This is a genomic window from Streptomyces sp. NPDC111606, from assembly GCF_055656945.1.
Map to the genome: position 1 here is coordinate 704,007 of NZ_JBVKBY010000002.1, position 22,771 is coordinate 726,777.

Sequence of the window (22,771 nt, forward strand, 5' to 3'; positions counted from 1 at the left end):
TGGGTCAGCCGTTCGCCAGAGCCTGGAGCCTGTCCAGCGCTCCGTTGAACCTGTTGTGGTCGCCGACGGTCGGGCCGGAGGACGTGTACTGCCACATCGTGTAGTAGCTCCAGCCGGCCGGGAGTTCACCCACGGCGGCGGCGTACCGCGCGATCCACAGCGGATTGGCGGAGGCGAAGCCGCTGTGGTTGCCGGTGCACTGCTTCCACCAACTGGTGGCCGTGTAGATGACGGGGTCGCGGCCCGTGCGGGCCTTGTACCGGGTCACGAAGTCGCGGATCCAGGTGACCATCGCGGCCGGGGTCTTGCCGTAGCAGGCGTCGCCGTACGGGTTCCACTCGATGTCGAGGGCGCCCGGCAGGGTCCTGCCGTCGCGGGACCAGCCGCCGCCGTGGTCGACGAAGTAGTCCGCCTGGGTTGCTCCATTGGTGGTGTCCGGGGTGGCGAAGTGGTAGGCGCCGCGGATCATGCCGACGTTGTAGGAGCCGTTGTACTGCTGGGCGAAGTAGGGGTTGGTGTAGTAGGTCCCCTCGGTGGCCTTCACGTAGGCCCACTTGACCCCGCTGTTCCACAGGGTCGGCCAGGCGACGTCGCCCTGATGACTGGAGACGTCCACGCCTTCCGTCTGGGCGGCCAGGACATCGGCGGGGAGGCTCTCCTCCCCGTCGTGGGCCACGACGCCCATGCCCATGTAGGCGGAGCCGCGGGGCGGGGTGTCGTCGGCGGTGGCGGGAGAGGGGTGAGCGGCGAGGAGTAGGGAGAGGACGGCGGCGAGCAGGAGCCCGGCGAGGTGCGGGCGCCGGCGGCGGAGCGGTTCGGGTCTGTGCACGGGCATTAGCGTGCCTCCGAAGGCTCGGTGACGCTCGGTGGGGAGACGCGCATGGCTGTGGCGTGCGCATGCCAGTCGGGGTCTGGTTCACGGCGCCGGCACAGACGCTAGGCGCGCAGAAGAGCAGGTGGAAGGGGGTCCGGAGGCTGCCGTTGGTCCACGCCTGCGAAATACTGGCGGAGCTGCGGCAATCACGGCGGTCGGCGGAAACTTTCAGGACCGGGAAACTCGAGGCAGGGGCTGACGTGCACGAAGACGGAAACGGCGACGGGTCGCGCGTGGAACCCGGGGGCGCCTCCGCCGGAGGAGTGGCCGGTGGTGGTCCGGGCCGGCCCGAGTTCCTCGATCTGGAACGCGAGTTGACGGTGCTGTTCCGGCGCGCCCGGGCCAAGCAGGGCGAGATGGCCCGCGAGGTCCATCCGGACCTGGAGTCGGCGGCGTACGGCCTGTTGGTCCGTCTGGATGAGTCCGGGCGGCTGCGGGCCACCGAACTCGCCGCGTACATCGGTGTCGGCAAGGCCACCATGTCCCGCCAGCTGCGCGCACTGGAGGACCTCGGCCTGGTCGCCCGCGAGCCGGACCCCGCCGACGGACGGGCATGGCTGGTGCACCTCACGGAGGAGGGGCGTGGCCGGGTCGCCAAGGTGCGCGAGGCACGGCGGGAGCGTTATGTCGCGCAGCTCTCCCACTGGGACCGGCGTGAGGTCGCGGAGCTGGCGCGGCTGCTGAACCAGTTGAACCGGGGGATGGAGAAGTAGACCCCGCGGAGCGTCGGGCTCCGTCGCTCACGCCTCCGCGTGTCCGCCGCTCACGCCCCGCGTGTCCGTCGCTCACGCCCCGCGTGTCCGCCGCTCACGGCTCCCTGCGTCTGACGCTCACGCCCCACGCGTCTGACGCTCACGCCCCACGCGTCCGTCGCTCACGGCTCCCGAGCCCGCCGCTCACGGCTCGGCGTGTTCGCCGCTCACCACTGCACGTACACGACCGTCGCGTCGTCGTGCGTCTTGCTGCGCCCCAGAAACGTCCGCTCCTCCGCGTCGGCCCGCTCCAGCGCCCGTACCCGGTCCACCAGCCCCTGTGCCCCCTCCTTGCGTACGAAGGTGAAGCAGTCCCCCCAGTCGCCCTGCCGGAACTTCTCCACCCAGCGAGTCGCGCCGTCCGTCAGCGCGGCCAGCGCCCGCACCTCGCCGCGTGGCAGGACCCCCGTCACCGCCCGCGCCGCCACCGACGGATCGGCGGCGACCGTGAAGAAGCCGCCCTCCTTGTTGCGGACATGGGCGTCGATCAGGGCGTCCGTGGCCAGGGAGGCGCGGGGGAGGCGGGTCAGGCGGTCGTCCAGGTACGGGGTGATCGCGCCGTCGGCCGACTCCACCAGGAGGGCCGAGTCGGACAGGATCAGGTACTCCAGCGCGTCCGCCGACCAGCGGGCCAGGACCACTGTGGCCTGTGGGGTGCGTGGGTGAGAAAGGTCACAGGTTTGCGCGTGAGCCTCGGCGGTACGCGCGATTGCACGGGCCAGGACATCGGCGAGCGGAACATCAGGGAGTGAAACGGTCAGTTCGGTCAGGGCTCCGCCGAGCCGTGCGGTGAACCAGGGGACGGAATGCAGACAGCCCGTCTCGCCCCTCGGTGGGGTCACTCCGTCCAGGACCACCAGGACGCCGCCCTGTCCCGAGGCGGGAAGGCCGACACTCGCGAAGTCCTCGTTGGGGCGGGCCGGATCGCCGGGCTCCGAAACAAGCTCAGTTCGCATTCGGCCAGTCTGCACGAGCCCTTCACAAGGGTCACGAAGGGGTCGCAGGAGATGCTGAAAGGGTGCAGGCGCGCAGGTCAGGCGTCTGATTTGGGAGGGAATGGAGCGCTCCGGCAAGGCGTGGCGGCGAATACTGCCACCGCCTGCCCCAGACGTCCAACCGGCCTGCCGTACAAGGCGGGTGCAAGCGCCAGAGGAACTTGCCCGCCAACTCTCCTCCGGGGTTCACTCCTTCGGGTGGCGGGTCAGGTGATGCGCGGCCGTTGCCCACCGGCACTGGGAGGGTCGGGGACCGGTGAGGACACCCCCAGCTCGAGCAATGTCGAGAGCTTGGGGAAGGGGTGCACGCGAGGTCGGCGGTAGTTGACGGAGCGTCATCCGGACCCATGGGTATCACGAGTCAGGAATGCGAGCACCGGTGCAGAAGATGCGGCCACGTCGCTCAGGCAAGAAGACGGCCTCCGCGGGGGGCGCACAGCCCACTCCCGGCACCACCACCGACGCCACACCCGCCGGCAAGGGGCGCTCGACCCACGTACGGAACCGGCTGATCGTCGCCGTCGCCGTCGTGGCCGCCGCCATCGCCGGGGCCGGCGTCCCCTCGGTCGTCGCCGCCTCCGGGCAACTGCACGACTCCCAGGAGCTGGTGACCCTCGCCGCCCAGACCGAGGACGCGCTCACCCTCGCGCACTCCCTGGCGGACGAGCGCGACGAGGTCACGACGTACGTCGCCGCCGGCCGTCCCAAGTCCAAGGCGCCCAGCGAGCAGCGCAGCGCCCGCGTCGACCGGCAGGTCGAGGAGCTGCGCGCCGACCCCGACGCGCCCGCCTCCCTGCACGACGACCTCGACGGCATCGGGGCCCTGCGCAGGGGCGCGCTCACCGGCAAGAGCACCGCGCTGGAAGCGCACAACGCCTACTCGGCCACCATCACCGAACTGCACCGGCTCGCCGAGCGGCTGGCCGAGCAGATGCCGCCCCGCGCGGGCTCCGGTGCCTACGCGCTGGCCGAGCTGGACTCCGCCGTACAGCAGGCCGCCGCCACCCGGGGGCTGCTGCTCGCCGCGCTGAGCGTGCCGACCACCACCGAGACCGTCATCGACCCGGTCACCGGCGTCCCGACCACCCGCGAGACCGCCTCGGAGGCCGACGCCGAGCAGCGCGCCGCCCTCAGCGCCGCCGCCCAGCAGGCCCGCCTGCGCTCCGACGCCGCCGTCGCCGACTTCCGCGACTCCGCCCCGAAGACCGCGCGCACCTCGTACGACTCCACGGTCACCGGCCCCGAGATCGGCACCGCCGAGCGGTACCTCGCCGCCCTCACCGACCAGGCCACGCTGTCCGACCGCGACCTGGCCACCGACGCCGGACGCGTCGAGGCCGCCCTCTCCGCCCGCGTCGACATGATGCGCGGCGTCGAGTCCGCCCTCTACGACCGCCGCACCAAGGCCCTGGAGGAGCTGCGCGACGACGACGTCACCGCGCTGGAGATCCGGATCGCGATCCTCGGCGCCCTGATGCTGCTCGCCGTGGGCGTCGCCACGGGCATGGCCCGCAGCCTCACCCGGCCCCTCGCCGTGCTGCGCCTGGGCTCCGCCCGGCTCGCGCAGGCCGAGGACCCGGCGGCTCAGGAGCCGGTCAAGTTCACCGGGCGCAGGGACGAGTTCGCCCAGGTCGTCGACTCCGTCAACGCCCTGCACGCGCACGCCCTCGCCCTCCACGAGCGCATCGGCACCCTGGAGTCCGACCGCAAGCACCTCGTCGGGCAGCGCCAGAAGATGGCCGACGCCCGCGAGGAGCTGCGTACCGAACTCGCCGAGTCCGCCGCCCAGCTGGAACGCCTGCGCGACAGCATCGGCAGCACCTTCGTCAACCTGGCCCTGCGCACCCTCGGCCTCGTCGAGCGTCAGCTCGCCGTCATCGAGGGCCTGGAGGAGCGCGAGCAGGACCCCGAGCGCCTCGCCACCCTGTTCAAACTGGACCACTTCGCCACGGTCATGCGCCGGCACAGCGAGAACCTCCTCGTCCTGGCCGGCACCGAGCATGTCCAGCAGCACGCCGGACCGGTGCCGCTGGTCGACGTCGTGCGCGCGGCGGTCAGCGAGATCGAGCGGTACGAGCGGGTCCGTATCGCCGCGTTGCCGCCGCACGCGCACGTGGCGGGCTTCGCGGCCGACGACCTCTCCCACCTGCTGGCCGAGCTGATGGAGAACGCCACGTCGTTCTCCCCGCCCGACCTGCCCGTCGAGATCTCCGGCTGGTTGCTGGAGAGCGGCGAGGTGATGATCTCCGTCCAGGACGAGGGCATCGGCATGACGGGCGAGCGCATGTCCCGCCTCAACTCCCGTCTCGCCGACTTCGACCCGGAGAACTCCTACGACCAGGAGGGCGATGAAGGCCTGGGCCTCGGCCTGTACGTCGTCGCCCGCCTCGCCCACCGCCACGGCGTCCGCGTCCAGTTGCGCGAGCAGAAGCAGGGCGGCGTCGCGGCGGTCGCGGTCCTGCCCAAGGGCCTGCTGGCGGCGGCCCAGCCGGCCGCGGTCCCCTCGGACACGCCGCACCACACCGGCGCCCACACCTTCTCCCTCCCGGGCGCCGACGCGGAGGCCAACTCCAACGTCCTGCCCGGCCGCGGCAAGGGCGGGGACCTGCTGGTGGCACTGGCGGAGAGGGCGGTACGGGGAGCCGGGGACGCCGACACGGCCGTACGGGAGACCGAGGACGCCGAGGAGCCCGTACACCGGGCGGTGGCACCCGAGGCCGAGCGGGAGCGCGAGCATCCCGCCGAGACGACGATGGAGCTGCTGATCCCGGCGCAGGCGACGGGGGAGGAACCGCCGGCAGCGGCCGAACCGGTAGCCGTCGAACCCGCGGCCGCCGACAGCGAGGACGCCCCGCAGGGGCCACCCGCACCCGACGACGCCGCCGGAGGCGAAGCCGAGGCGGTGCACGAACGCGTCCCCGACGAGGCGGATGAACCCGTCACCGACAAGGGCCTGCCCAAGCGCACCCCGAAGATCACCGCCCCCGCCCAGGCCCCGCGCCGGCGGACCGGCACGGTGGACGCCGACGCCCTCCGCAGGAGGCTGGGGGGCTTCCGCCAGGGAGCGGCGGCCGGCTACCGCGACGTACAGGCGGAGATCGCCGAACACACGGGCCAGAACCCGGCACCGAGCACGGAAACCGAAGCAGCCACGGGGGGCACAGCCGAGGAGGCAAGCAGTTGACCGCGCCCAGTACCTTCGGACTGAGCAGTGAAGCCCGCAACCTGCACTGGTTGTTGACGAATCTGGTCGAGGAGGTGCCGGGCATCCAGTCAGTCGCGGTGGTCTCCTCCGACGGGTTGCTCCTGCTCTCCTCGGACCACGCCCGCAACGAGGCTGCCCGGGAGGCCAGGACCGACCGGCCCACCGGCCCCCGGGGCTCCTCCGCCGACCTCGCCACCATCGTCTCCGGCATCGGCAGCCTCACCATCGGGGCCGCCAAGCTGATGCAGTTCGGCGGCGTGAAGCACACGATGGTCGCGATGGACGAGGGCAGCCTCTTCGTGATGTCCATCAGCGACGGGTCGCTGCTCGGTGTGCACGGCTCCGCGGACTGCGACATGAGCGTGGTGGCCTACCACATGGCGCTCTTCGTCGGCCGGGCCGGCCATGTCCTCACCCCCGAACTCCGCAGCGAGCTACGGAAATCCCTAGATGCCGCGTCGGCAGGGAGTACCCGATGAGCAATGCCCCGAAGAACAGGCAGCAACTCCCCGTACGCGGCGGCGACCGCAAAGCCGCCCGCGTACGCCCCTACTCGCTCACCGGCGGCCGTACCCGCTTCGGCCACGTCCTCCTCGTGGAGACGTTCGTGGCGGCGCTGGAGGCCCCGCAGGAGCGCAAGGAACTGACGAATGGCTCCCTCAACACCCGGGTGATGCCGGAGTTGCGGGCCATCGTCGAACTGTGCCGCCGGATGCGCACGGTGGCCGAGATCGCCGCGCTGCTGAAGATGCCGCTCGGCGTGGTCCGGGTGCTCCTCAGCGACCTCGCGGACCAGGGAAAGATCCGGGTGTACGGCACGGGAACCGGTCACGGCACGGGCCGGCCGGACCGTGCTCTGCTGGAAAGGGTGCTGAGTGGACTCCGTCGTCTCTGACGCCGCTCGCGGTGTCTCCCCGCTCCTCGGCCAAGAGGGGCCCGAACAGCCCTGGCAGACGGATCGCACCCGGGCCCCCATAGCCACGAAGATAGTCGTGGCCGGTGGCTTCGGCGTCGGCAAGACCACGCTGGTCACGGCCGTCTCGGAGATCACGCCCCTGCAGACCGAGGCGCTGATGACCGAGGCGAGCGAGGAGACCGACGACCTCACCTCGACGCCCGGCAAGCTGACCACCACCGTGGCCATGGACTTCGGCCGCATCACGCTCGACGACGACCTGGTGCTCTACCTGTTCGGCACGCCGGGCCAGCAGCGGTTCTGGTTCATGTGGGACGACCTGGTGCGCGGCGCGATCGGCGCGGTCGTGCTGGCCGACACCCGGCGACTGAAGGACTGCTTCCCGGCGCTGGACTACTTCGAGAGCTGCGGACTGCCGTACGTCGTCGCGGTCAACCACTTCGACGGCAGCGATCTGTTCGAGCCGGACGACGTGCGGGAGGCATTGACGATCCCGGCGCACATACCTGTAATGATCATGGACGCGCGGCGGCGGATCTCGGTCATCGAGACTCTCCTGTCCCTCGTCGGCCACGCGCTGGACGTCACCCCCGAGTAGGAGAACAACCCCGGATGCGGAAGATACTCGTCGTCGGAGCCGGCCAGTCCGGACTCCAGATAGCCCTCGGACTCCAGTCGAACGGGTACGAGGTCACCCTGATGTCCAACCGGACGGCGGACGAGATCCGCTCCGGCCGGGTCATGTCCACGCAGTGCATGTTCCACACGGCACTCCAGCACGAGCGCGATCTCCAGCTGAACTTCTGGGAGTCCCAGGCCCCGAAGATCGAGGGACTCGGCGTCTCGGTGGCGGCTCCCGGCTCCTGGGGCGAGGGCCCCGCGGCGCGGGCGATCGACTGGCTGGGGCGCCTCGACGGCTTCGCGCAGTCGGTCGACCAGCGGGTGAAGATGGCCGGCTGGATGGAGACGTTCGCGCAGCGCGGCGGCCAGCTGGTCATCCACGGCGCGGCGGTCGGCGACCTCGACTACTTCTCCCGTACGTACGACCTGGTGCTGGTGTCGGCCGGCAAGGGCGAGCTCGTCCAGATGTTCGGGCGGGATGCCGAGCGGTCCCCGTACGGCGAGCCGCAGCGCGCGCTTGCCGTGGCGTACGTCCACGGCCTGGGCCCGCGTCCGGAGCACCCGGACACCGAAGGCGTCCGCTGCAACCTCGTACCCGGCGTCGGCGAGCTGTTCGTCATGCCCACCCTGACGACCTCCGGGCGGGCGGACATCCTGTTCTGGGAGGGCATACCCGGCGGGCCGCTCGATGTCTTCGACGGCGTGAAGGACCCGGCGGAGCACCTCTCCCTGACCCTGGAACTCATGGAGAAGTACGTCCCCTGGGAGTACGCCCGGGCGACCAAGGTCGAGCTCACGGACGCGGGCGGCACGCTGAGCGGGCGGTACGCGCCGACCGTGCGCAACCCCGTCGGGCAGCTTCCCGGCGGCGGGCTCGTGCTGGGTGTGGCCGATGTCGTGGTCGCCAACGACCCGATCACCGGGCAGGGCTCCAACTCCGCGTCCAAGTGCGCTGCCGCGTACCTCGCCTCGATCCTCGAGCACGGGGACAAGGAGTTCGACGAGGCGTGGATGCGCGCCACCTTCGACCGTTACTGGGACACCGCGCAGCACGTCACCAAGTGGACGAACGCGATGCTGGCGCCGCCGCCCGAGCACATCCTCAACCTCATCGGCGCGGCCGGGCAGTTGCCGCCCGTCGCCGACCGGTTCGCCAACGGCTTCAATGATCCGTCCGACTTTGAGAACTTCTTTTATGAGCCGGAGAAGACCGGGGCTTACCTCGCGGAGGTTTCGGGGGCCTGACCTCGGGGCGTACCGCCCCCAGGAGCGGGTTCGACGCGATCGGGGAGACCTTGATCTTCTCGCCGGGGCGTGGGGCCTGGATCACCTTGCCCTTGCCGACGTACATGGCCACGTGTGTGGCGTCCGGGAAGTAGATCACCAGGTCGCCCGGTCGCAGTTCGGTCAGGGGGATGCGGTCGAGCCGTGCCCACTGCTCCTGGCTCGTGCGGGGGATGCGGGTGCCGGCGTGCGCCCAGGCCTCGGACGTCAGGCCCGAGCAGTCGTATGACTTCGGGCCCTCCGCGCCCCACTTGTAGGGCTTTCCGAGCTGCTTCCTGGCGTAGCGGATCGCACGGTTGGCCTCGGAGGACGGCTTGTGGTCCTCCTTGGCCAGGCCGCCGGATGCCATGAGGTCCTTCTGGGCTTTGGTGATGCTCTTCTTCTCGAACGCCGCCAGGGCGGTGAGCTGGTCGGCGGTCAGGGACGCCAGGAGCTCCTCGACCTTCTTGAGACGCTTGTGCACGGCGTCCCTGTTCTTCCTCTGGCGTTCGGCCAGGACGAGTTGGTCGTCCAAGGCCTTGCGGGCCCTGTGGGCCAGTTCGTCGGCCTTGTGTTCCGTGCCGGTCAGGCGGCCGACCGTTTCGGCGCGCTCGCGTGCCAGCAGGCCGATGACGTGGCCCTGGTCCAGGGCGTGCTGGGGGTCGCGGGCCAGAAGCAGGCGCACATACGGGGAGATGTCGGTGGTGTTCTGGTACTGCTGGCGGGCCAGGCGGCCGGCCGCGCCCCGGCTGTCGTGCAGGGAGAGGCGGGCGCGGGACAGGGCGGTGTCCAGGCGGGTGACCTCGGTGCGCTGCTTCTTGAGCTTTTCCTCGGTGGCGTTGTAGGTCTCCGTCGCCTTCTCGGTCTCGCGGTAGAGGCGCTGAAGGTCTGTCAGGAGCCGTGCGGTGGACTGCTCTTGTGGGTCGGGTGCGGGCTCGGGCGCCGCAGTCGCGGGTGAGGATGCGGCTGCCGACGCGAGGATCGTCGCGGTCGCCGTGGCCGCCGACACCGCCGTCGTGCGTGCCCGACGCAGCAGCCTTCGCCTTCCTGACACGTCATCACCTCCGGTGCGGAGAGGCTTTCTGCTCCGTACCGTGAGGATCAGGCGGGGGAGGCCGGTTCGCGCGGTAGGTGTGCGCAGCTCGGCCCAGTGACTTCACTCGTTCGAGTCGTGCGGCTTGCTCTGCGGCGTGGTGTCTGGCTTGGACCAGGGCCAGTTCAGGCGGCGGCTGTGCTTGCCCTCGGGGTCGTACTCGTACTTCCAGCGCTGGGAGAGGCTCATGCGGGTGCCCGGTGTGCGGGGGACGCGGCGGTAGACGAGGACCGTGGGCTCGCCGCCGTGCGGGTCGGGGACGGGGATGCGGTACGTCTTGGGCGGGTGGCCCGTGATGCCCAGCAGTACGGGCAGGACCCGGCCGTCCATGGGGCCGCCCTCGAAGGGGGTGTCTTCGCTCTTCACGGCACCAGTCTCAGCTATCCGCGGTCGGCTGTTCGGTCGGCTGCTCCGCCAGCTTCTCGGTCAGGGCGGCGGTCTGAGGGTCCCGGCCCGCGGTGACGGAGAGTGCGGCCACGAACTGCTCCACCAGCCAGTCCCGCAGTTCCTCCACGGGGGGCTGCTTGCCCTCGTCCAGCCAGATCAGGGAGGCCGCCTCGACCGCGGTGATCCACATCCGTACGGTCATGCGGAGCAGGCGACCGGGGTCGGTGACGTCCAGGTGGCGCAGGACGTGCTCCGCCGCGGCGCGTCGTACGCCGTCGACGATGGCCGTCGTGCGGGACGTCTCCACCACGCTGCCGCCCTGGAGCAGGGCGCTGAATCCGGCGTCGTGCTGGTCGACGAAGGTCAGGTAGCGGTCGAGGGCGCGGGACAGCCGGGGGACGAGGGGGCCTTCCCGGGGTTCGTCGAAGCAGTGCTGGAGTTCTTCGGCGGCCGAGCGCAGGGCGGCCTCGTAGAGCTGTTGCTTGCCGCCGGGGAAGTAGCGGTACACCAGGGGGCGGGAGACGCCGGCTGCCTCTGCCACGTCGTCCAGGGAGACGTCCTCGGGGGCTCGGTGTGCGAAGAGCGTGAGGGCGGCGTTGAGGAGTTGGGTGCGGCGTTCCTCGACGCTCAGGCGACGGTAGGCGGGGGTGGGGGCCGAGGGCGTCATGACCAGCAGGGTAGTCGCCGGGGGTGGGGCGTCTTGCCTCCGGCGGTTGGGCGGGGGTGCCTGCGGCGGCCTGTTGCTGTTCGGTGGGGGTGCGCGTAGCGCCTGCGGGTGTGGGGTGGTCGGGGCCGTGCCGGGGGGTGTCCGTCCTCGGTCGGGCGGTTGAGCTCTCTCAAGAGGTGCTGGTTCTTGACGCCCGCCGCTGCGGGCGGACACCCCCCGACACGGCCCCTTGCCGCCGTACGCGGGTGCCGCGCCGTGGGGGTGCGCCCCCTGGTTACGCCAGCAGGCCCGATGACTTCCACAGGCGGCGGCCCGCTCCGCGCAGTACGCCTATGTCGTCCAGGAAGTCCGTCAGGCGTTTCGCGCCTGTCTGCATGACCTCGCGGCGGTGGGCGCTGGCCTTGACCTGGGCCATGGCCTCGCGCCTGTCCAGGCCTACGTTCGTATAGACCTCGGGGTTGACGAAGGCCACGGAGAAGACGCGGGCGAACTCGCCGGAGGTGATGCGGGTGAACTCCTGGGACCACCTCGGGGCCGTCACCATCTGGCGGCGCAGTTCCTCACGGGCGTAGCGGACGTGGCGGGCCTCCTCGACCACGTGGATGCGGGTGACGCCCCGGACCAGGGGCTGGACGCGCTCGTCCGGGAAGGTCAGGCGCTGCATCCAGTCGAGGACCTCCTCGCCGAGGAGGGTGGCCGTGAAGGAGCCGGGGGTGGTGGAGATCGTCTTGAAGAGGCGGCCCAGGTTCTGGTGTGCGCGGCTGACGGGGTACCAGGGTGTGTCGCCGTGGGAGATCAGGCGGGCGAACATCTTGGAGTGGCGGCACTCGTCCTCGATCTCGGTGAGTGCGTAGCGGACGTGTGCGCTCGTCGCCGCCTTGTCGTAGATGTGGCGGACCAGGAGCTGCATGAGGATGATCTCGAACCAGATGCCCAGGGAGGCGAGGGCCGCGGCCTCGTGCTGGGAGAGGAGGACGCGCTGTTCCTCGCTCATGCGCTTCCATAGCGGGGTGTCGTAGAGCGAGACCAGCTCGGGGGGCCAGAACCACTTGCCCTCCTCGTAGGGCGCGTCCCAGTCCAGTTCCTTGTCGGGGTCGAAGGAGTGCTTGGCGGAAGAGGCGAGCAGCCGCTCGGCCACCTGCTCGCGGTCCTTGAGCAGGCCGAGTGCGTCGCGCAGCCCGTCGATCGCGTCGGCTTCCGTCAGGGTCGTCATCGGTCTCTCACCTCTGTTACCCGGGGGTACGTCGTCCGACTGTTATGAGACTGCTTGTCAGCAAGCTCGTCAATCCCTTGCGCAGGACTTGTTGACCGCTCGTCTATCGCGTGTGAGCCTGCGAGGCATGCCGACATACGACCTGTACGCCAAGGATCCGGGGCAATCGATCTGGCAGGTGCCGGCGTCCGGCGCGGCCCGTTTCAGCTGGGAGTACGACGGCGGGCGTGACCGGCTTCTGGCCCTGTACCAGAAGGGCAAGGACAAGCAGTGGGACGGGCAGCTGCGGATCGACTGGGAGTTGGAGGTCGATCCGTACGACGCGCTCGGTACGCCGGACGAGTCGATGGCGCTGTACGGGACGCCGTACTGGGCCAGGATGAGCGAGCGGGAGAAGGGCGAGCTGCGCAAGCACTACGCCTCCTGGCAGTTCAGCCAGTTCCTCCACGGTGAGCAGGGCGCGATGATCTGCGCCGCGCGGATCGTGGAGTCGGTGCCGGACATGGACGCGAAGTTCTACTCGGCCACGCAGACCATGGACGAGGCGCGGCACGCCGAGATCTACGGGCGCTTTCTGCACGAGAAGATCGGCATGGTCTATCCGATCAACGACAACCTGCAGTCACTGCTGGGCGACACGCTGCGGGACAGCCGCTGGGACATGCCCTACCTCGGGATGCAGGTGCTGATCGAGGGGCTGGCGCTGGCCGCCTTCGGGATGATCCGGGACACCACCGACAAGCCCCTGCCCAAGCAGATCCTGGCCTATGTGATGCAGGACGAGGCACGGCACGTGGCCTTCGGGCGGATGGCGCTTCGGGACTACTACAAGCAGCTGAGCGACGCCGAGCTCCGGGAGCGTGAGGAGTTCGCCATCGAGGGCTGCTATCTGATGCGGGACCGGCTGCGAGGCGTCGAGGTCCTGGAGAACTTCGGCATTCCGAAGGCCGAGGCCGAGCAGATCAGCGAGCGGTCCGAGTTTCTGCAGTTGTTCCGGCGGCTGCTCTTCTCGCGCATCGTCCCCTGCGTCAAGGACATCGGGCTGTGGGGCGAGCGCCTCCAGCAGGCCTATGTGGACATGGGGGTGTTCGAGATGGGGGACTCGAATCTGGACCTGCTCATGGCTCAGGACGAGGAGGTCGCCGAGAAGCTCGATGCCGAGCGGTTCGCGGCGGAGGAGCGGGAGCGGGTCGCGGAGGTCGAGGGTGCGATCGAGGCGGGGGCCGAGGCCGAGCCGTCCTAGGCAGAGCCGTCCTGGACGGATCCGCCCCTAGACCGAGCAGCCCAGGCCGTCCGGCACCTCGCCGAGCAGCGGCTTCGCCCCCTGTGGCGGGAACGACGTGCGCAGCGTGAAGGCGTAGGGGGTCGGGCCGTTCGTGCGCAGGTGCAGGAGCCGGGACTCGGCCTCCGCGACCGTCGGGCGGTGGCCCGCGGGGACCCACCACAGGGTCACCATCGCCTCCTGCACTTTTTCGAACCACTCGCGGCGGCGGGCCAGCATCTCGCGGTGGCGGCCCTGGTACATGTACGCGGTCAGGGCGTTCGTGTCCCGCCACACCGACATGTTGATGATCAGCCAGTCGTCGCCGAAGACGCTCACGTCCGTCGCGTCGCCCGTGTCGCCCTCCAGCCGCCACACGAAGCCGTCTGCGGCGTCGGCATCGGCGTTCACCGGGTCGAGGTTGTCGACGAAGTCCTTCAACTGCGGGGAGTCCAGCGGAGCCTTGAGGCGGGCGATGTTGACCTGGGCGAGTTCGTAGGCGGCTTCCTGCGCGGCTGATGTCGTCATGGACCGAACGATAGGTCGGGCGGCGGCGGGATTGCAGGGGGTGTCTCAGCACGTGGGCATGGTCGCCTGCGTCAACTGTCCTCGCGTGAGGAGGACTTCAGTACCGCCTCCATCACCGCCCGCGCGATCGGCGCCGCGTCCCCGCCGCCGCTGATCTCGCCCCGGTCGGCGTCCGCGTCCTCCACCACCACGGCTACGGCGACCTTGGGCTCCAGGTCGGTGTCGCCCTGCGCCCAGGAGACGAACCAGGCGTAGGGCGTGCCGGAGTTGCCGAGGCCGTGCTGGGCCGTGCCGGTCTTGCCGCCCACCGTCGTGCCCGGGATCCAGGCGTTCGTGCCGGTGCCCTCGCGTACCACGTCCACCATGAGTTCCTTGAGGAGGACGGCGGTCGACGGGCGCATGGCCTGCCGCATCGGGCGGGATCCGGCCGTCGAGACCGTGGAGCCGCCCGCCCTGGTCGTGCGCTCCACCAGGTACGGCGACCGTACCTGGCCGCCGTTCGCCACGGCCGCCGCGACCATCGCCATCTGCAGGGGGGTGGCGCGGGTGTTGTACTGGCCGATCGACGACAGGGCGAGCTGGGCCTTGTCCACCTCGGTGTCGAAGGTGCTCTCGGCGACCGAGTAGGGGATCTTGAGGTTCGGGTCGTTGAAGCCGAAGGCTCCCGCGGTCGCCGCCATCCGGTCCACCCCGACCTTGACGCCCAGCTTGGCGAACACCGTGTTGCACGACCACTCGAAGGCCTTGCGCAGCGGTGCGTTCCGGCAGCCCTTGGACTCGTTCGTGAGCGAGGTCCTGGTGCCCGGGAGGGTGTACGGCTCCGGGGAGTCGGTGCGGTCGTCCAGGTTCTCGACGACGCCCGAGTCCAGGGCCGCCGCCGCCGTCATCACCTTGAAGGTCGAACCCGGCGGATACGTCTTGCGCACCGCCCGGTTGAGCATCGGCTTGTCGGCGTCGCGGTTCAGGGTCGACCAGGACCTGGCCACGGCCGAGCGGTTCCCGGACAGGACGGACGGGTCGTACGACGGGGCGGACACCAGGGCCAGGATCCGGCCCGTCGACGGCTCGATGGCCGCCACCGCGCCCTTGCGGCCGGCGAGGCCCTCGTACGCTGCCTCCTGCGCAGCCCTGCGAAGCGTGGTCACGACGTTGCCGCCGGGGTTGAGGTCGCGGACGGCGACGCCGTTCCACAGCGGGAACGGCGTCAGCAGCGGGTTCGTGCCCGACAGGACGCCGTCCTCGGCGTGCTCCAGCAGGGTCGTGCCGTACACCTGCGAGGCGAAGCCGGTGACGGGGGCGTACATCGGGCCGTTCGTGTACGTCCGTTCGTAGCGGAGGTGCTCGCCGGTGTCCCGGGAGCCGGTGACCGGTGTGCCGTCGACCAGGATGTCGCCGCGCGGCTGCCCGTAACGGGCGATCGTGGTGCGGCGGTTGGCGATGTTGTCGTCGTAGGACGGAGCCTCGAAGACCTGGATGCGGGCGGCGTTCACGAGCAGCGCGATCAGCAGCAGCGCGCAGAAGAAGGCGGCGTGCCGGATGTGCCGGGTCATCGGGCGGCCTCCGCGGTGGCGTCGGGTTCCGTCGGCACGGCGGCCTCCTCGCTCTTGGGGACGCCGAGGCGGCTGCGCGCCCGGTCGCTCACCCGGATCAGCAGCGCCACGATCGCCCAGTTGGTGACCACCGAGGAGCCGCCCTGTGCCAGGAACGGCATCGCCATGCCGGTCAGCGGGATGAGGCCCGTCACCCCGCCGGCGATCACGAACACCTGGAGCGCCACGATCGAGGCGAGCCCCACCGCGAGGAGGCGGCCGAAGGGGTCGCGCAGGGCGAGGCCCGCCCGGTAGCCGCGCTCCACCAGCAGGCCGTAGAGCAGGAAGATCGCGGACAGGCCCGCCAGGCCCAGCTCCTCCCCGGCCGTCGCCAGGATGAAGTCGGACTTGGCGGCGAAGCCGATCAGGATCGAGTGGCCGAGGCCCAGTCCGGTGCCGAGCATGCCGCCCGCCGCGAAGGCGAACAGCGACTGGGACAGCTGGTTCGGGCCCTCGCCCGCCTCGATCGACGCGAACGGATGCTGCCAGTCCTCGACCCTGCCGTGCACATGCGGCTCCAACTGCCCCACGGCCACCGCGCCGAGCGCCGCGAGCAGCAGGCCGAGTGCGATCCAGCCGGTGCGGCCGGTGGCGACGTAGAGAAGGACCACGAACAGGCCGAAGAACAACAGCGAGGTGCCCAGGTCGCGTTCGAGGATCAGTACGCCCACGCTCAGCAGCCAGATGGCGACGATCGGGCCGAGGACGCGCCCGGTGGGCAGTTGCAGCCGGTTGACGCCGAAGACGCGCCGGCCGGTGTACGCCAGCGCGCTGCGGTTGGCGGCCAGGTACGCCGCGAAGAACACCGCGAGCAGCACCTTCGCGAACTCACCGGGCTGGATGGAGAATCCGGCGATCCGGATCCAGATGCGGGCGCCGTTCACGGCCGGGAAGAAGATCGGCAGGGTGAGGAGAACGAGCGCGGCCACCACGCACACGTAGGAGTAGCGCTGGAGCACGCGGTGGTCGCGCAGCAGGAGGACGACCACGATGAACAGGGCCACCCCCAGCGTGGACCACACGAGTTGGGCGGGCGCCGCCCGGTCGTCCGGTGTCTCCAGGTCGAGCCGGTAGATCAGGACCAGGCCGAGGCCGTTGAGCAGCACGCCGATCGGCAGCAGCAGCGGGTCGGCGCAGGGGGCGCGCAGGCGCACCGCCAGATGCGCGACCAGCGCGAGTACGCCGAGCCCGGCGCCGTAGCCGGCTGCGCCGGGCGGGACGGTGCCGTTCTTGGCGAGGCCGACCGCGCAGTAGCCGTACACGGAGAGCAGGACGGCCACGACGATGAGGGCCAGTTCGATGCCACGGCGCCGGGGGAGACGTGCGGCGGGAGCGGGCGCGTCCGCTGCCACCAGGGTGGATCCGGCCTTGGTCATGTCCGGAACTTACCCAATTAGTCCGTCTTGTGTGCCTTACGGCTCAGCGCCAGCGTGGCTTGGGGCCGATGGAGCGAGGAGGGGCGCTCTGTCCGCGATCGCGTCTAGCGGAGCGTCAGCGTCGCAACGGCTCCGCCGTCCGCCGAATTGGTGAACGTCAGCCGTGCGCCCAGCACCTCCGCCTGCCCCAACGCGATGGTCAGCCCCAGCCCGTGCCCCTTGGACCCGCCCTCCGTCCGGAACCGCTGCGGCCCGTGCGCGACGAGGTACTCCGGATAGCCCACGCCGTGATCCCGCACGGTCACCACGGGGCCCTCCACCGTCAGAACGACCGGCCCACGCCCGTGTTTGTGCGCGTTCGCCACCAGATTCCCCAACACCCGCTCCAGCCGCCGCCGGTCGGTCTCCACCACGGCGTCCCGAACGACGACTACCTCGGTTTCCGTCCCGGACGCCCGCACCACCCGCTCGGCCAACGCCCCGAGCGGCTCGGTGTCCAGCTCCGACCGCTCACGTCCGCTGTCCAGCCGCGAGATCTCCAGCAGATCCTCGGTCAGGGTGCGCAGCGCCGCCACCCGGTCCTGCACCAACTCGGTCGGCCGCCCCGTCGGGAGCAGCTCGGCCGCCGCGTGCAGCCCGGTCAACGGCGTACGCAGCTCGTGCGCCACGTCCGCCGTGAAGCGCTGCTCGGCGAGCAGCTTGCTCTGCAGCGAGGACGCCATGGAGTCGAGGGCGGCCGCCACGGAGGCCACCTCGTCCTGCGGCCGGGTCGGATCCTTCGTACGGGGATCGTCGACCCGCGCGTCCAGGTCGCCTCCGCTGATCCGCCGGGCCACCCGGGCCGTGGCGTGCAGCCGGCGCGTCACCCGCGTCACCGCGAACGCGCCCACCAGCACCGTCGCCCCGATCGCCAGCGCCGACGACCACACGATCGCGCGGTCCAGCCCCTCGATGGTGCGGGCCTGCTGCGAGTAGTCGACCTCGACCGCGAGGGCCCGCTCGCCGTCGGCGGGGCCGGCCGCCCACATCGTGGGGCGCCCCCGGTGGTCGGCGACCATCGTGCCGCGCTCCCCGGCCACCGCCAGCTCCCGCAGCGACTCGGGCAGCTCCGGCGGATCCAGGCCGACGCCGGACGGGAGGGTGTCCCCGGCCTCGAACGCGGTCGTCGCGTCCTCCAGCCGGGACAGCGCGAGGTCGCGGGCCTGGCCGACGGTCTGGTTCGTCACCGAGACGTGCACGAGGATGCCGAGCAGCGCGGCGAGCGCGCAGCACATCACCGTGATGAAGAGGGCGGCCTTCACGGCGAGCGGGCCGGCCCACTGGGGGAGCCCGAGTCTCATGGGGTGCTCGCCGACGGGGTGGCGGACGGGGAGAGGGAGGGCGACGCGGAGCGTGAGGGCGAGGGGCGGGGCGTCTTCTTGTGCGGGCCGGTGCGCAGCATCTCGTCGTGCGTGAGCAGCATCGCCTTCTGGTCCGCGTCCCAGGTCCACTGCAGCCGGTACTCGTACCCGGCGACCTCGGACGGCGAGCGTATGATCACCGACCGTCCGGCCAGCTCGACGCCGCTGACGGCGTCGTCCCAGGCCATCACCTGCACGAGCCGGTGCTTCTCGACGGTGTAGACGCGCACCGCGGTGGTCTTGCCCGGCATCAGCCGGAAGCCGAGCGTCAGCTCGGGCCGTCCGTCGCCGGTCAGATCCCGGTAGTACGGCCGCAGCACCGGGCACTCGCCGCGCCCGGCGCCCTCGTCGCAATCGGCCATCAGGCTGCCGGTCTCGCGGTACGGCGCGTCCTTGCCGCTGTACTCGTCCCGGTGGCCGGCGATCTCCTTGCGTACGACCGACACCGGCTGCACATCGCGGATGTCGCCCTTGGGCAGGTCGACGCCCTTCACGACCTCCCTGTTCACCTCGCCCACGAGATAGGCGGGGCTGGACGCCGGCGTCAGCTTCGGCCACAGCTTGTCCGGGCTCACCGCGACCTCGGTCGGGCCCGCGCCCTGGAGCCCCCCGGCGTCACCGCAGGCGGTCGTGGCCGCCAGCAGCAGGGCGACGAGCACGACGAGGCGCGCGGGGCGGCTGCGGGGCACGGTTCTCCTGGGGATCGGGTGGTGTCGGCCCGTACACACTATTCGGACGGAAGTCCTTTTTGCGCACCCGGTGGGCGGACGGGCGAAACGATTACTCGGCGAGCTCCTCAAGGAGCCGGGCGGTCGACAGTCCGGCACGGAGGTAGTCGACGAACAGCTCGTTGTGCAGGGCCCACGGAGAGCGGCGGGAGCGTATCAGCCGGATCGCCTGCTCGGCGGAGTGGTTCCGGCGGACCAGGGCGTGGGCGATGACGAGCCCCGAGCGGTTGTAGCCGTGGTAGCAGCGCACGAGGACCCTGCGGCCCCCGTCCAGCGCCTCGCACGCGGCCTCGGCCAGCCGTATCACCCCCGCGAGCTGGGTGCCGTCCAGCGGTCCGTCGGGGATCGGCCACACATGGTGCGCCACGCCGGGATCGGGCCCGTGGCCGGGCAGGCGCAGCAGAGTCTGTACGAGATCGAACTCGTCCCGTACGACGGCGAACTCCACTTGGCCCGACTGCCCCCGGAACTCGTGACCGCCCATCCACAGGCCGGGCACGATCTCGCTCCACGGGCTGTCCGGAGCCGGTACGTCGGGTTGCTTCCTGCGGGTACGCAACGGCACCTCCCCCACCCCTCGCGGGGGGTCTGCCCAACTCCTCTCAAAGGTAACCGGGTTCTTGCCCGCGCAGCACCCCGCCTGTTCCCATGGTCAGTGGGGTGATGGTGCATGAGCGGACTGCGCGTCATACCGACCTGGCGGCACGGCCAGGAGCGGCTCTACGTCTGCCTCACGGACGGGCGGAACATCGCCTGGTACGACCGTGAGGCGGCCCGGATCAACCTGCTCAGCGACGACCGCAGAGAGGATGTGCTGGAGGCGCTCGGGCCCTTCGTCACCGGCCCGGTGACGGTGGGGCCGCCCCCCGTCCCCACACCCGCCGAGCTGGCCCGGCTGACCCTGCATCCGGACGACGACCTGGCGCCCAACCGTCCTGGCGAGGCGCTCCTGGTCTCCCTCGACCGCGACCCGGTACCCGCCGGCCGACTCCGCCGTCCCGACCCGCGGCAGCGGGCGCTGACGGCGGAGCAGACGGTCGGAGCGGAGCTGGACCGGCTCGACGGCGCGGGCTGGCACACACTGCACTCCGTGCCGCTGCCCGGCGGCGACCGCATCCATCACCTCGTGATCGGCCCCGGCGGGCTGTTCGCGCTGTACAGCCTGTACGCCCGTAAGCAGAAGGTGACCGTCGCCGACCCGATGGTCACCCTCGGCCGCCGGGACTCCCACCCCCTGCTCCGCCGCGTCCGCGCCGACGCCGACCGCGCCTCCTACGCCCTCACCGCCGAGGTCCACCCCGTCCTCGCCCTGGTCGCCCCGTCCGACCTGACCGTCACCGGGCCGCTCCGGGAGGTCCGCGTCGTCAAGGACACGGAGGTGACGGGGCTGGCCCGGGAGGGCGGGGTCCTGAAACCGGCGGACGTGGAGGCGCTGCACGCGATGGCTCGGGACCGGGGGGTGTGGCCGGCCGCCGGCTGAGGAGTGGGGTCGGCCACCGCAGGCCTTGCTGGGGGCTGCCGCCCCCAGACCCCCGCTCCGGCCCTGAACGGGCCTCGTCCTCAAACTCCCCCAGAGGGGGTGCCCCCAGACGGGCTGAATTGCCTGGACCGGCGCTTGAAACTACGGCAACGACCCTGCACGGTCCCCGTCCAGCAGCGGAGCCAAGAGGTCGCCGTACTCCTGCAGCCGCCCGGCCAGGTCCGGCGCGAGGATGGTCAACGCCTCGGGGGAGCGGCAGCCCTCCACCTCGTCCCACGTCACCGGGGCGGACACGGCAGGCTCACGCCGAGCGCGCAGCGTGTACGGCGTCGCCGTCGTCTTGCGGGCGGCATTCTGGCTCCAGTCCACGAACACCTTGCCGGCCCGCAGACTCTTCGTCATCCGGTGGACCGCCAGCCGGGGCATGGCCTTCTCGGCCTCCACGGCAAGCTCCTTGGCGTACTCGGTGGCCCGCTCGGACGAGGCGGGACGGATGGCCGCGGCGAGATGCAGCCCCTTCGAGCCGGACGTCTTGGGGTACGCCTCGATACCGTCCGCCGCCAGCCGTTCCCGCAGCCAGAGGGCCACCTCGCAGCACTCCACCACCCCGGCGGGCGAACCGGGGTCGAGGTCGAAGACCAGCCGGTCGGCCTCGCCGGGAGCGTCGATCACCCACTGGGGCGTATGGAACTCGGTGACGAGGTTGGCCGCCCACATCAGACTGGCGAGGTCCTGCACGAACACCATGCGGGCCGGCCCCTCGACACGGGGGACCTCGGCCGTGGTGACCCAGTCGGGAGTGCCCGGCGGCACGTTCTTGGTGAAGAAGACCTGGCCGTCCGGACCGTCGGGGTACCGCAGGAAGGACACCGGCCGATCCCGCAGATGCGGCAGCAGGGCGTCGGCCGTGGTCGCGTAGTAGTGCAGCAGCTCGCCCTTGGTGAAGCCGGTCGCCGGATACAGCACCTTCTCCAGATTGCTGAGCGCCAGCCGTCGCCCCTCCACCTCTGTGATCGGCGTCATACGATGAGAATTCCAGAAAATACGGAGGATGTCCGGGTGATCCTGGCAAACCGATCGAAAGGGTGCTGCACGTGCGATCCATCTGGAACGGCGCCATCTCGTTCGGCCTGGTCAGCATCCCGATCAAGCTCGTGAACGCCACGGAGAACCGCTCGATCTCCTTCCGTCAGATCCACACCGAGGACGGCGGCCGTATCCGTTACCGCAAGGTCTGCGAACTGGAGGACCGCGAGGTCACCCAGGCCGAGATCGGCAAGGGCTACGAGGACGCGGACGGCACGATCATCCCGATCACCGACGAGGACCTGTCCCACCTGCCGCTCCCGACCGCGAAGACGATCGAGATCGTGGCGTTCGTGCCGGCGGAGCGCATCGACCCGCTCCAGATGGACAGCGCCTACTACCTCGCGGCGGGCGGCGCGCCCGCGGCCAAGCCGTACACCCTGCTGCGGGAGGCGTTGAAGCGGAGCCAGAAGGTGGCGATCGCCAAGTACGCCCTCCGCGGCCGTGAACGCCTGGGCATGCTGCGCGTGGTCGAGGACGCCATCGCCATGCACGGGCTGCTGTGGCCGGACGAGGTCCGCGCCCCGGAGGGCGTCGCGCCCGACGCGCACGTCACCGTGAACGACAAGGAGCTGGACCTCGCGGACGCCCTGATGGACACCCTCGGCGAGATCGAACTCGATGAACTGCACGACGAGTACCGCGAGGCCCTGGAGGAGGTCGTCGCCGCGAAGGCCGCCGGCGAGGCCCCGCCGGAGTCACCCGAACCGGCGAAGTCCGGCAAGGTCCTCGACCTGATGGCGGCCCTGGAGAAGAGCGTGCGGGCGGCGAAGGAGTCGCGCGGCGAGGAGCCGGCGGAGGCGGAGGTCAGGTCCCTGCCCCAGCGCAAGACGGCCCGGGCGGCGCCCAAACAGGCGGCGGGCAAGAAGTCGACTGCGGCGACGAAGAAGGCGGCGGCCAAGAAGACCGCGTCGTCGGCCAAGAAGTCCACCGCGAAGACGGCCCAGGGTGCGAAGAAGACGGCAGCCAAGTCGACGGCGAAGAGCACCGCCAAGAGCACCGCGAAGAAGACCACGGCCAAGAAGACGGCGTCACGCAAGCGCACCGCCTGAAGTCTCCGCGGGCGCCCTATCTCCGCCGCAGCGCCAGCACAGCGTTGTGCCCACCGAACCCGAACGAGTTGCTGAGCACCAGGTCCCCGTCCACCGGCAGCGCCCGCGGCACCCCCCTCACCACATCCAGCCCGATCCCGTCGTCGACCTCCCCGCACCCGACGGTCGGCGGCACCACCCCGTGATACAGCGTCAGGGCGGCGGCGACGGCCTCGAGCAGCCCCCGCCACAGCTCGACGGCCCCGACGCCCAGCGGTGTGATCGCCCCGAGGCCGGTCACGACGA

At 70.9% G+C, this 22,771-nt stretch carries 22 protein-coding genes and 1 pseudogene; 9 read left to right on the forward strand and 14 right to left on the reverse strand.

The genetic code is table 11. The features are described 5' to 3' along the window. Window positions 1–4: 4 nt before the first annotated feature. Window positions 5–835, reverse strand: coding sequence for a lysozyme (locus tag ACZ7M7_RS11075; protein ID WP_472114975.1), 831 nt, complete (start codon window positions 833–835; stop codon window positions 5–7). Window positions 836–1,074: 239 nt separating this feature from the next. Between ACZ7M7_RS11075 and ACZ7M7_RS11080 the strand changes: the two genes are divergently transcribed. Continuing rightward, the gene (locus ACZ7M7_RS11080) at window positions 1,075–1,587 is read left to right on the forward strand and encodes a MarR family winged helix-turn-helix transcriptional regulator (protein ID WP_383602781.1); all 513 of its coding nucleotides are present in this window, start codon (window positions 1,075–1,077) and stop codon (window positions 1,585–1,587) included. Between the two features lie 206 nt (window positions 1,588–1,793). Here ACZ7M7_RS11080 and ACZ7M7_RS11085 read toward each other — a convergent pair whose 3' ends face one another. Then, window positions 1,794–2,582 (reverse strand): protein phosphatase 2C domain-containing protein, encoded by a 789-nt coding sequence (locus tag ACZ7M7_RS11085; RefSeq protein ID WP_472114978.1) that lies wholly within the window; start codon window positions 2,580–2,582, stop codon window positions 1,794–1,796. Between the two features lie 406 nt (window positions 2,583–2,988). On the opposite strand from ACZ7M7_RS11085, the gene ACZ7M7_RS11090 reads away from it, so the two are divergent. Genes ACZ7M7_RS11090 through ACZ7M7_RS11110 form a run of 5 tightly spaced genes read left to right on the forward strand, consistent with a single transcriptional unit; the run spans window position 2,989 to window position 8,608 of the window. Further along, window positions 2,989–5,805, forward strand: coding sequence for a sensor histidine kinase (locus ACZ7M7_RS11090; RefSeq protein WP_472114981.1), 2,817 nt, complete (start codon window positions 2,989–2,991; stop codon window positions 5,803–5,805). Beyond that, window positions 5,802–6,305: a roadblock/LC7 domain-containing protein gene (locus ACZ7M7_RS11095; RefSeq protein WP_383602772.1), complete on the forward strand. Its 504-nt coding sequence runs from the start codon at window positions 5,802–5,804 to the stop codon at window positions 6,303–6,305. Before ACZ7M7_RS11090 ends, ACZ7M7_RS11095 begins: the two co-directional genes overlap by 4 nt. Further along, entirely contained in the window at window positions 6,302–6,721 is a 420-nt protein-coding gene (locus ACZ7M7_RS11100) for a DUF742 domain-containing protein (RefSeq protein WP_363035412.1), read from the forward strand. The genes ACZ7M7_RS11095 and ACZ7M7_RS11100 overlap by 4 nt, the downstream gene beginning before the upstream one ends. Then, entirely contained in the window at window positions 6,702–7,340 is a 639-nt protein-coding gene (locus tag ACZ7M7_RS11105; protein ID WP_383602769.1) for a GTP-binding protein, read from the forward strand. Before ACZ7M7_RS11100 ends, ACZ7M7_RS11105 begins: the two co-directional genes overlap by 20 nt. A 14-nt stretch (window positions 7,341–7,354) precedes the next feature. Further along, window positions 7,355–8,608: a styrene monooxygenase/indole monooxygenase family protein gene (locus ACZ7M7_RS11110; RefSeq protein WP_472114985.1), complete on the forward strand. Its 1,254-nt coding sequence runs from the start codon at window positions 7,355–7,357 to the stop codon at window positions 8,606–8,608. On the opposite strand, the gene ACZ7M7_RS11115 is transcribed toward ACZ7M7_RS11110, so the two are convergent. The 4 genes from ACZ7M7_RS11115 to ACZ7M7_RS11130 form a co-directional block, all read right to left on the reverse strand. Further along, a complete protein-coding gene (locus ACZ7M7_RS11115) occupies window positions 8,526–9,680 on the reverse strand; it encodes a C40 family peptidase (protein ID WP_472114988.1) in 1,155 nt (384 codons plus the stop codon). The genes ACZ7M7_RS11110 and ACZ7M7_RS11115 overlap by 83 nt on opposite strands. Before the next feature lie 102 nt (window positions 9,681–9,782). After that, window positions 9,783–10,085 (reverse strand): hypothetical protein, encoded by a 303-nt coding sequence (locus ACZ7M7_RS11120; protein WP_383602759.1) that lies wholly within the window; start codon window positions 10,083–10,085, stop codon window positions 9,783–9,785. 10 nt (window positions 10,086–10,095) lie between these two features. Further along, window positions 10,096–10,773 (reverse strand): TetR/AcrR family transcriptional regulator, encoded by a 678-nt coding sequence (locus ACZ7M7_RS11125; RefSeq protein ID WP_383602756.1) that lies wholly within the window; start codon window positions 10,771–10,773, stop codon window positions 10,096–10,098. Window positions 10,774–11,047: 274 nt separating this feature from the next. After that, complete coding sequence (locus ACZ7M7_RS11130) at window positions 11,048–11,986, reverse strand: AurF N-oxygenase family protein (protein ID WP_383602753.1); 939 nt, start codon at window positions 11,984–11,986, stop codon at window positions 11,048–11,050. Window positions 11,987–12,113: 127 nt separating this feature from the next. On the opposite strand from ACZ7M7_RS11130, the gene ACZ7M7_RS11135 reads away from it, so the two are divergent. Continuing rightward, window positions 12,114–13,229, forward strand: coding sequence for a ferritin-like domain-containing protein (locus tag ACZ7M7_RS11135; protein WP_472114991.1), 1,116 nt, complete (start codon window positions 12,114–12,116; stop codon window positions 13,227–13,229). A gap of 27 nt (window positions 13,230–13,256) precedes the next feature. Here ACZ7M7_RS11135 and ACZ7M7_RS11140 read toward each other — a convergent pair whose 3' ends face one another. The 6 genes from ACZ7M7_RS11140 to ACZ7M7_RS11165 form a co-directional block, all read right to left on the reverse strand. Next, a complete protein-coding gene (locus ACZ7M7_RS11140; protein WP_383628311.1) occupies window positions 13,257–13,775 on the reverse strand; it encodes a DUF3291 domain-containing protein in 519 nt (172 codons plus the stop codon). Window positions 13,776–13,846: 71 nt separating this feature from the next. Beyond that, window positions 13,847–15,325 (reverse strand): penicillin-binding transpeptidase domain-containing protein, encoded by a 1,479-nt coding sequence (locus ACZ7M7_RS11145; RefSeq protein ID WP_472114994.1) that lies wholly within the window; start codon window positions 15,323–15,325, stop codon window positions 13,847–13,849. After that, window positions 15,322–16,740, reverse strand: a complete 1,419-nt coding sequence (locus ACZ7M7_RS11150; protein ID WP_472114997.1) for an FtsW/RodA/SpoVE family cell cycle protein — start codon at window positions 16,738–16,740, stop codon at window positions 15,322–15,324. The genes ACZ7M7_RS11145 and ACZ7M7_RS11150 overlap by 4 nt, the downstream gene beginning before the upstream one ends. Window positions 16,741–16,844: 104 nt before the next feature. Continuing rightward, the gene (locus ACZ7M7_RS11155) at window positions 16,845–18,080 is read right to left on the reverse strand and encodes an ATP-binding protein (protein WP_472115000.1); all 1,236 of its coding nucleotides are present in this window, start codon (window positions 18,078–18,080) and stop codon (window positions 16,845–16,847) included. After that, window positions 18,077–18,829, reverse strand: coding sequence for a hypothetical protein (locus ACZ7M7_RS11160; RefSeq protein WP_472115003.1), 753 nt, complete (start codon window positions 18,827–18,829; stop codon window positions 18,077–18,079). The genes ACZ7M7_RS11155 and ACZ7M7_RS11160 overlap by 4 nt, the downstream gene beginning before the upstream one ends. A gap of 91 nt (window positions 18,830–18,920) precedes the next feature. Continuing rightward, entirely contained in the window at window positions 18,921–19,427 is a 507-nt protein-coding gene (locus tag ACZ7M7_RS11165) for a protein-tyrosine phosphatase family protein (protein WP_383602735.1), read from the reverse strand. 111 nt (window positions 19,428–19,538) lie between these two features. Here ACZ7M7_RS11165 and ACZ7M7_RS11170 point away from each other — a divergent pair, with 111 nt between their 5' ends. After that, window positions 19,539–20,348, forward strand: a complete 810-nt coding sequence (locus ACZ7M7_RS11170) for a nuclease-related domain-containing protein (RefSeq protein WP_472115008.1) — start codon at window positions 19,539–19,541, stop codon at window positions 20,346–20,348. 141 nt (window positions 20,349–20,489) lie between these two features. Here ACZ7M7_RS11170 and ligD read toward each other — a convergent pair whose 3' ends face one another. After that, the gene (gene ligD, locus ACZ7M7_RS11175) at window positions 20,490–21,371 is read right to left on the reverse strand and encodes a non-homologous end-joining DNA ligase (RefSeq protein WP_472115011.1); all 882 of its coding nucleotides are present in this window, start codon (window positions 21,369–21,371) and stop codon (window positions 20,490–20,492) included. A gap of 71 nt (window positions 21,372–21,442) precedes the next feature. Here ligD and ku point away from each other — a divergent pair, with 71 nt between their 5' ends. Continuing rightward, a complete protein-coding gene (gene ku / locus ACZ7M7_RS11180) occupies window positions 21,443–22,486 on the forward strand; it encodes a non-homologous end joining protein Ku (protein WP_383628323.1) in 1,044 nt (347 codons plus the stop codon). A 16-nt stretch (window positions 22,487–22,502) separates the two neighbouring features. Here ku and ACZ7M7_RS11185 read toward each other — a convergent pair. Continuing rightward, window positions 22,503–22,709: pseudogene (locus ACZ7M7_RS11185) on the reverse strand (3-oxoacyl-ACP synthase); the annotation flags it as partial. Window positions 22,710–22,771: the final 62 nt, after the last annotated feature.

Bases quoted from the DNA above. Each gene is read 5' to 3' on its own strand.
- ACZ7M7_RS11075 (WP_472114975.1), bottom strand. From the start codon at position 835: ATGCCCGTGCACAGACCCGAACCGCTCCGCCGCCGGCGCCCGCACCTC.
- ACZ7M7_RS11085 (WP_472114978.1), bottom strand. From the start codon at position 2,582: ATGCGAACTGAGCTTGTTTCGGAGCCCGGCGATCCGGCCCGCCCCAAC.
- ACZ7M7_RS11090 (WP_472114981.1), top strand. From the start codon at position 2,989: ATGCGAGCACCGGTGCAGAAGATGCGGCCACGTCGCTCAGGCAAGAAG.
- ACZ7M7_RS11100 (WP_363035412.1), top strand. From the start codon at position 6,302: ATGAGCAATGCCCCGAAGAACAGGCAGCAACTCCCCGTACGCGGCGGC.
- ACZ7M7_RS11110 (WP_472114985.1), top strand. From the start codon at position 7,355: ATGCGGAAGATACTCGTCGTCGGAGCCGGCCAGTCCGGACTCCAGATA.
- ACZ7M7_RS11125 (WP_383602756.1), bottom strand. From the start codon at position 10,773: ATGACGCCCTCGGCCCCCACCCCCGCCTACCGTCGCCTGAGCGTCGAG.
- ACZ7M7_RS11130 (WP_383602753.1), bottom strand. From the start codon at position 11,986: ATGACGACCCTGACGGAAGCCGACGCGATCGACGGGCTGCGCGACGCA.
- ACZ7M7_RS11135 (WP_472114991.1), top strand. From the start codon at position 12,114: ATGCCGACATACGACCTGTACGCCAAGGATCCGGGGCAATCGATCTGG.
- ACZ7M7_RS11140 (WP_383628311.1), bottom strand. From the start codon at position 13,775: ATGACGACATCAGCCGCGCAGGAAGCCGCCTACGAACTCGCCCAGGTC.
- ACZ7M7_RS11145 (WP_472114994.1), bottom strand. From the start codon at position 15,325: ATGACCCGGCACATCCGGCACGCCGCCTTCTTCTGCGCGCTGCTGCTG.
- ACZ7M7_RS11150 (WP_472114997.1), bottom strand. From the start codon at position 16,740: ATGACCAAGGCCGGATCCACCCTGGTGGCAGCGGACGCGCCCGCTCCC.
- ACZ7M7_RS11155 (WP_472115000.1), bottom strand. From the start codon at position 18,080: ATGAGACTCGGGCTCCCCCAGTGGGCCGGCCCGCTCGCCGTGAAGGCC.
- ACZ7M7_RS11170 (WP_472115008.1), top strand. From the start codon at position 19,539: ATGAGCGGACTGCGCGTCATACCGACCTGGCGGCACGGCCAGGAGCGG.
- ligD (WP_472115011.1), bottom strand. From the start codon at position 21,371: ATGACGCCGATCACAGAGGTGGAGGGGCGACGGCTGGCGCTCAGCAAT.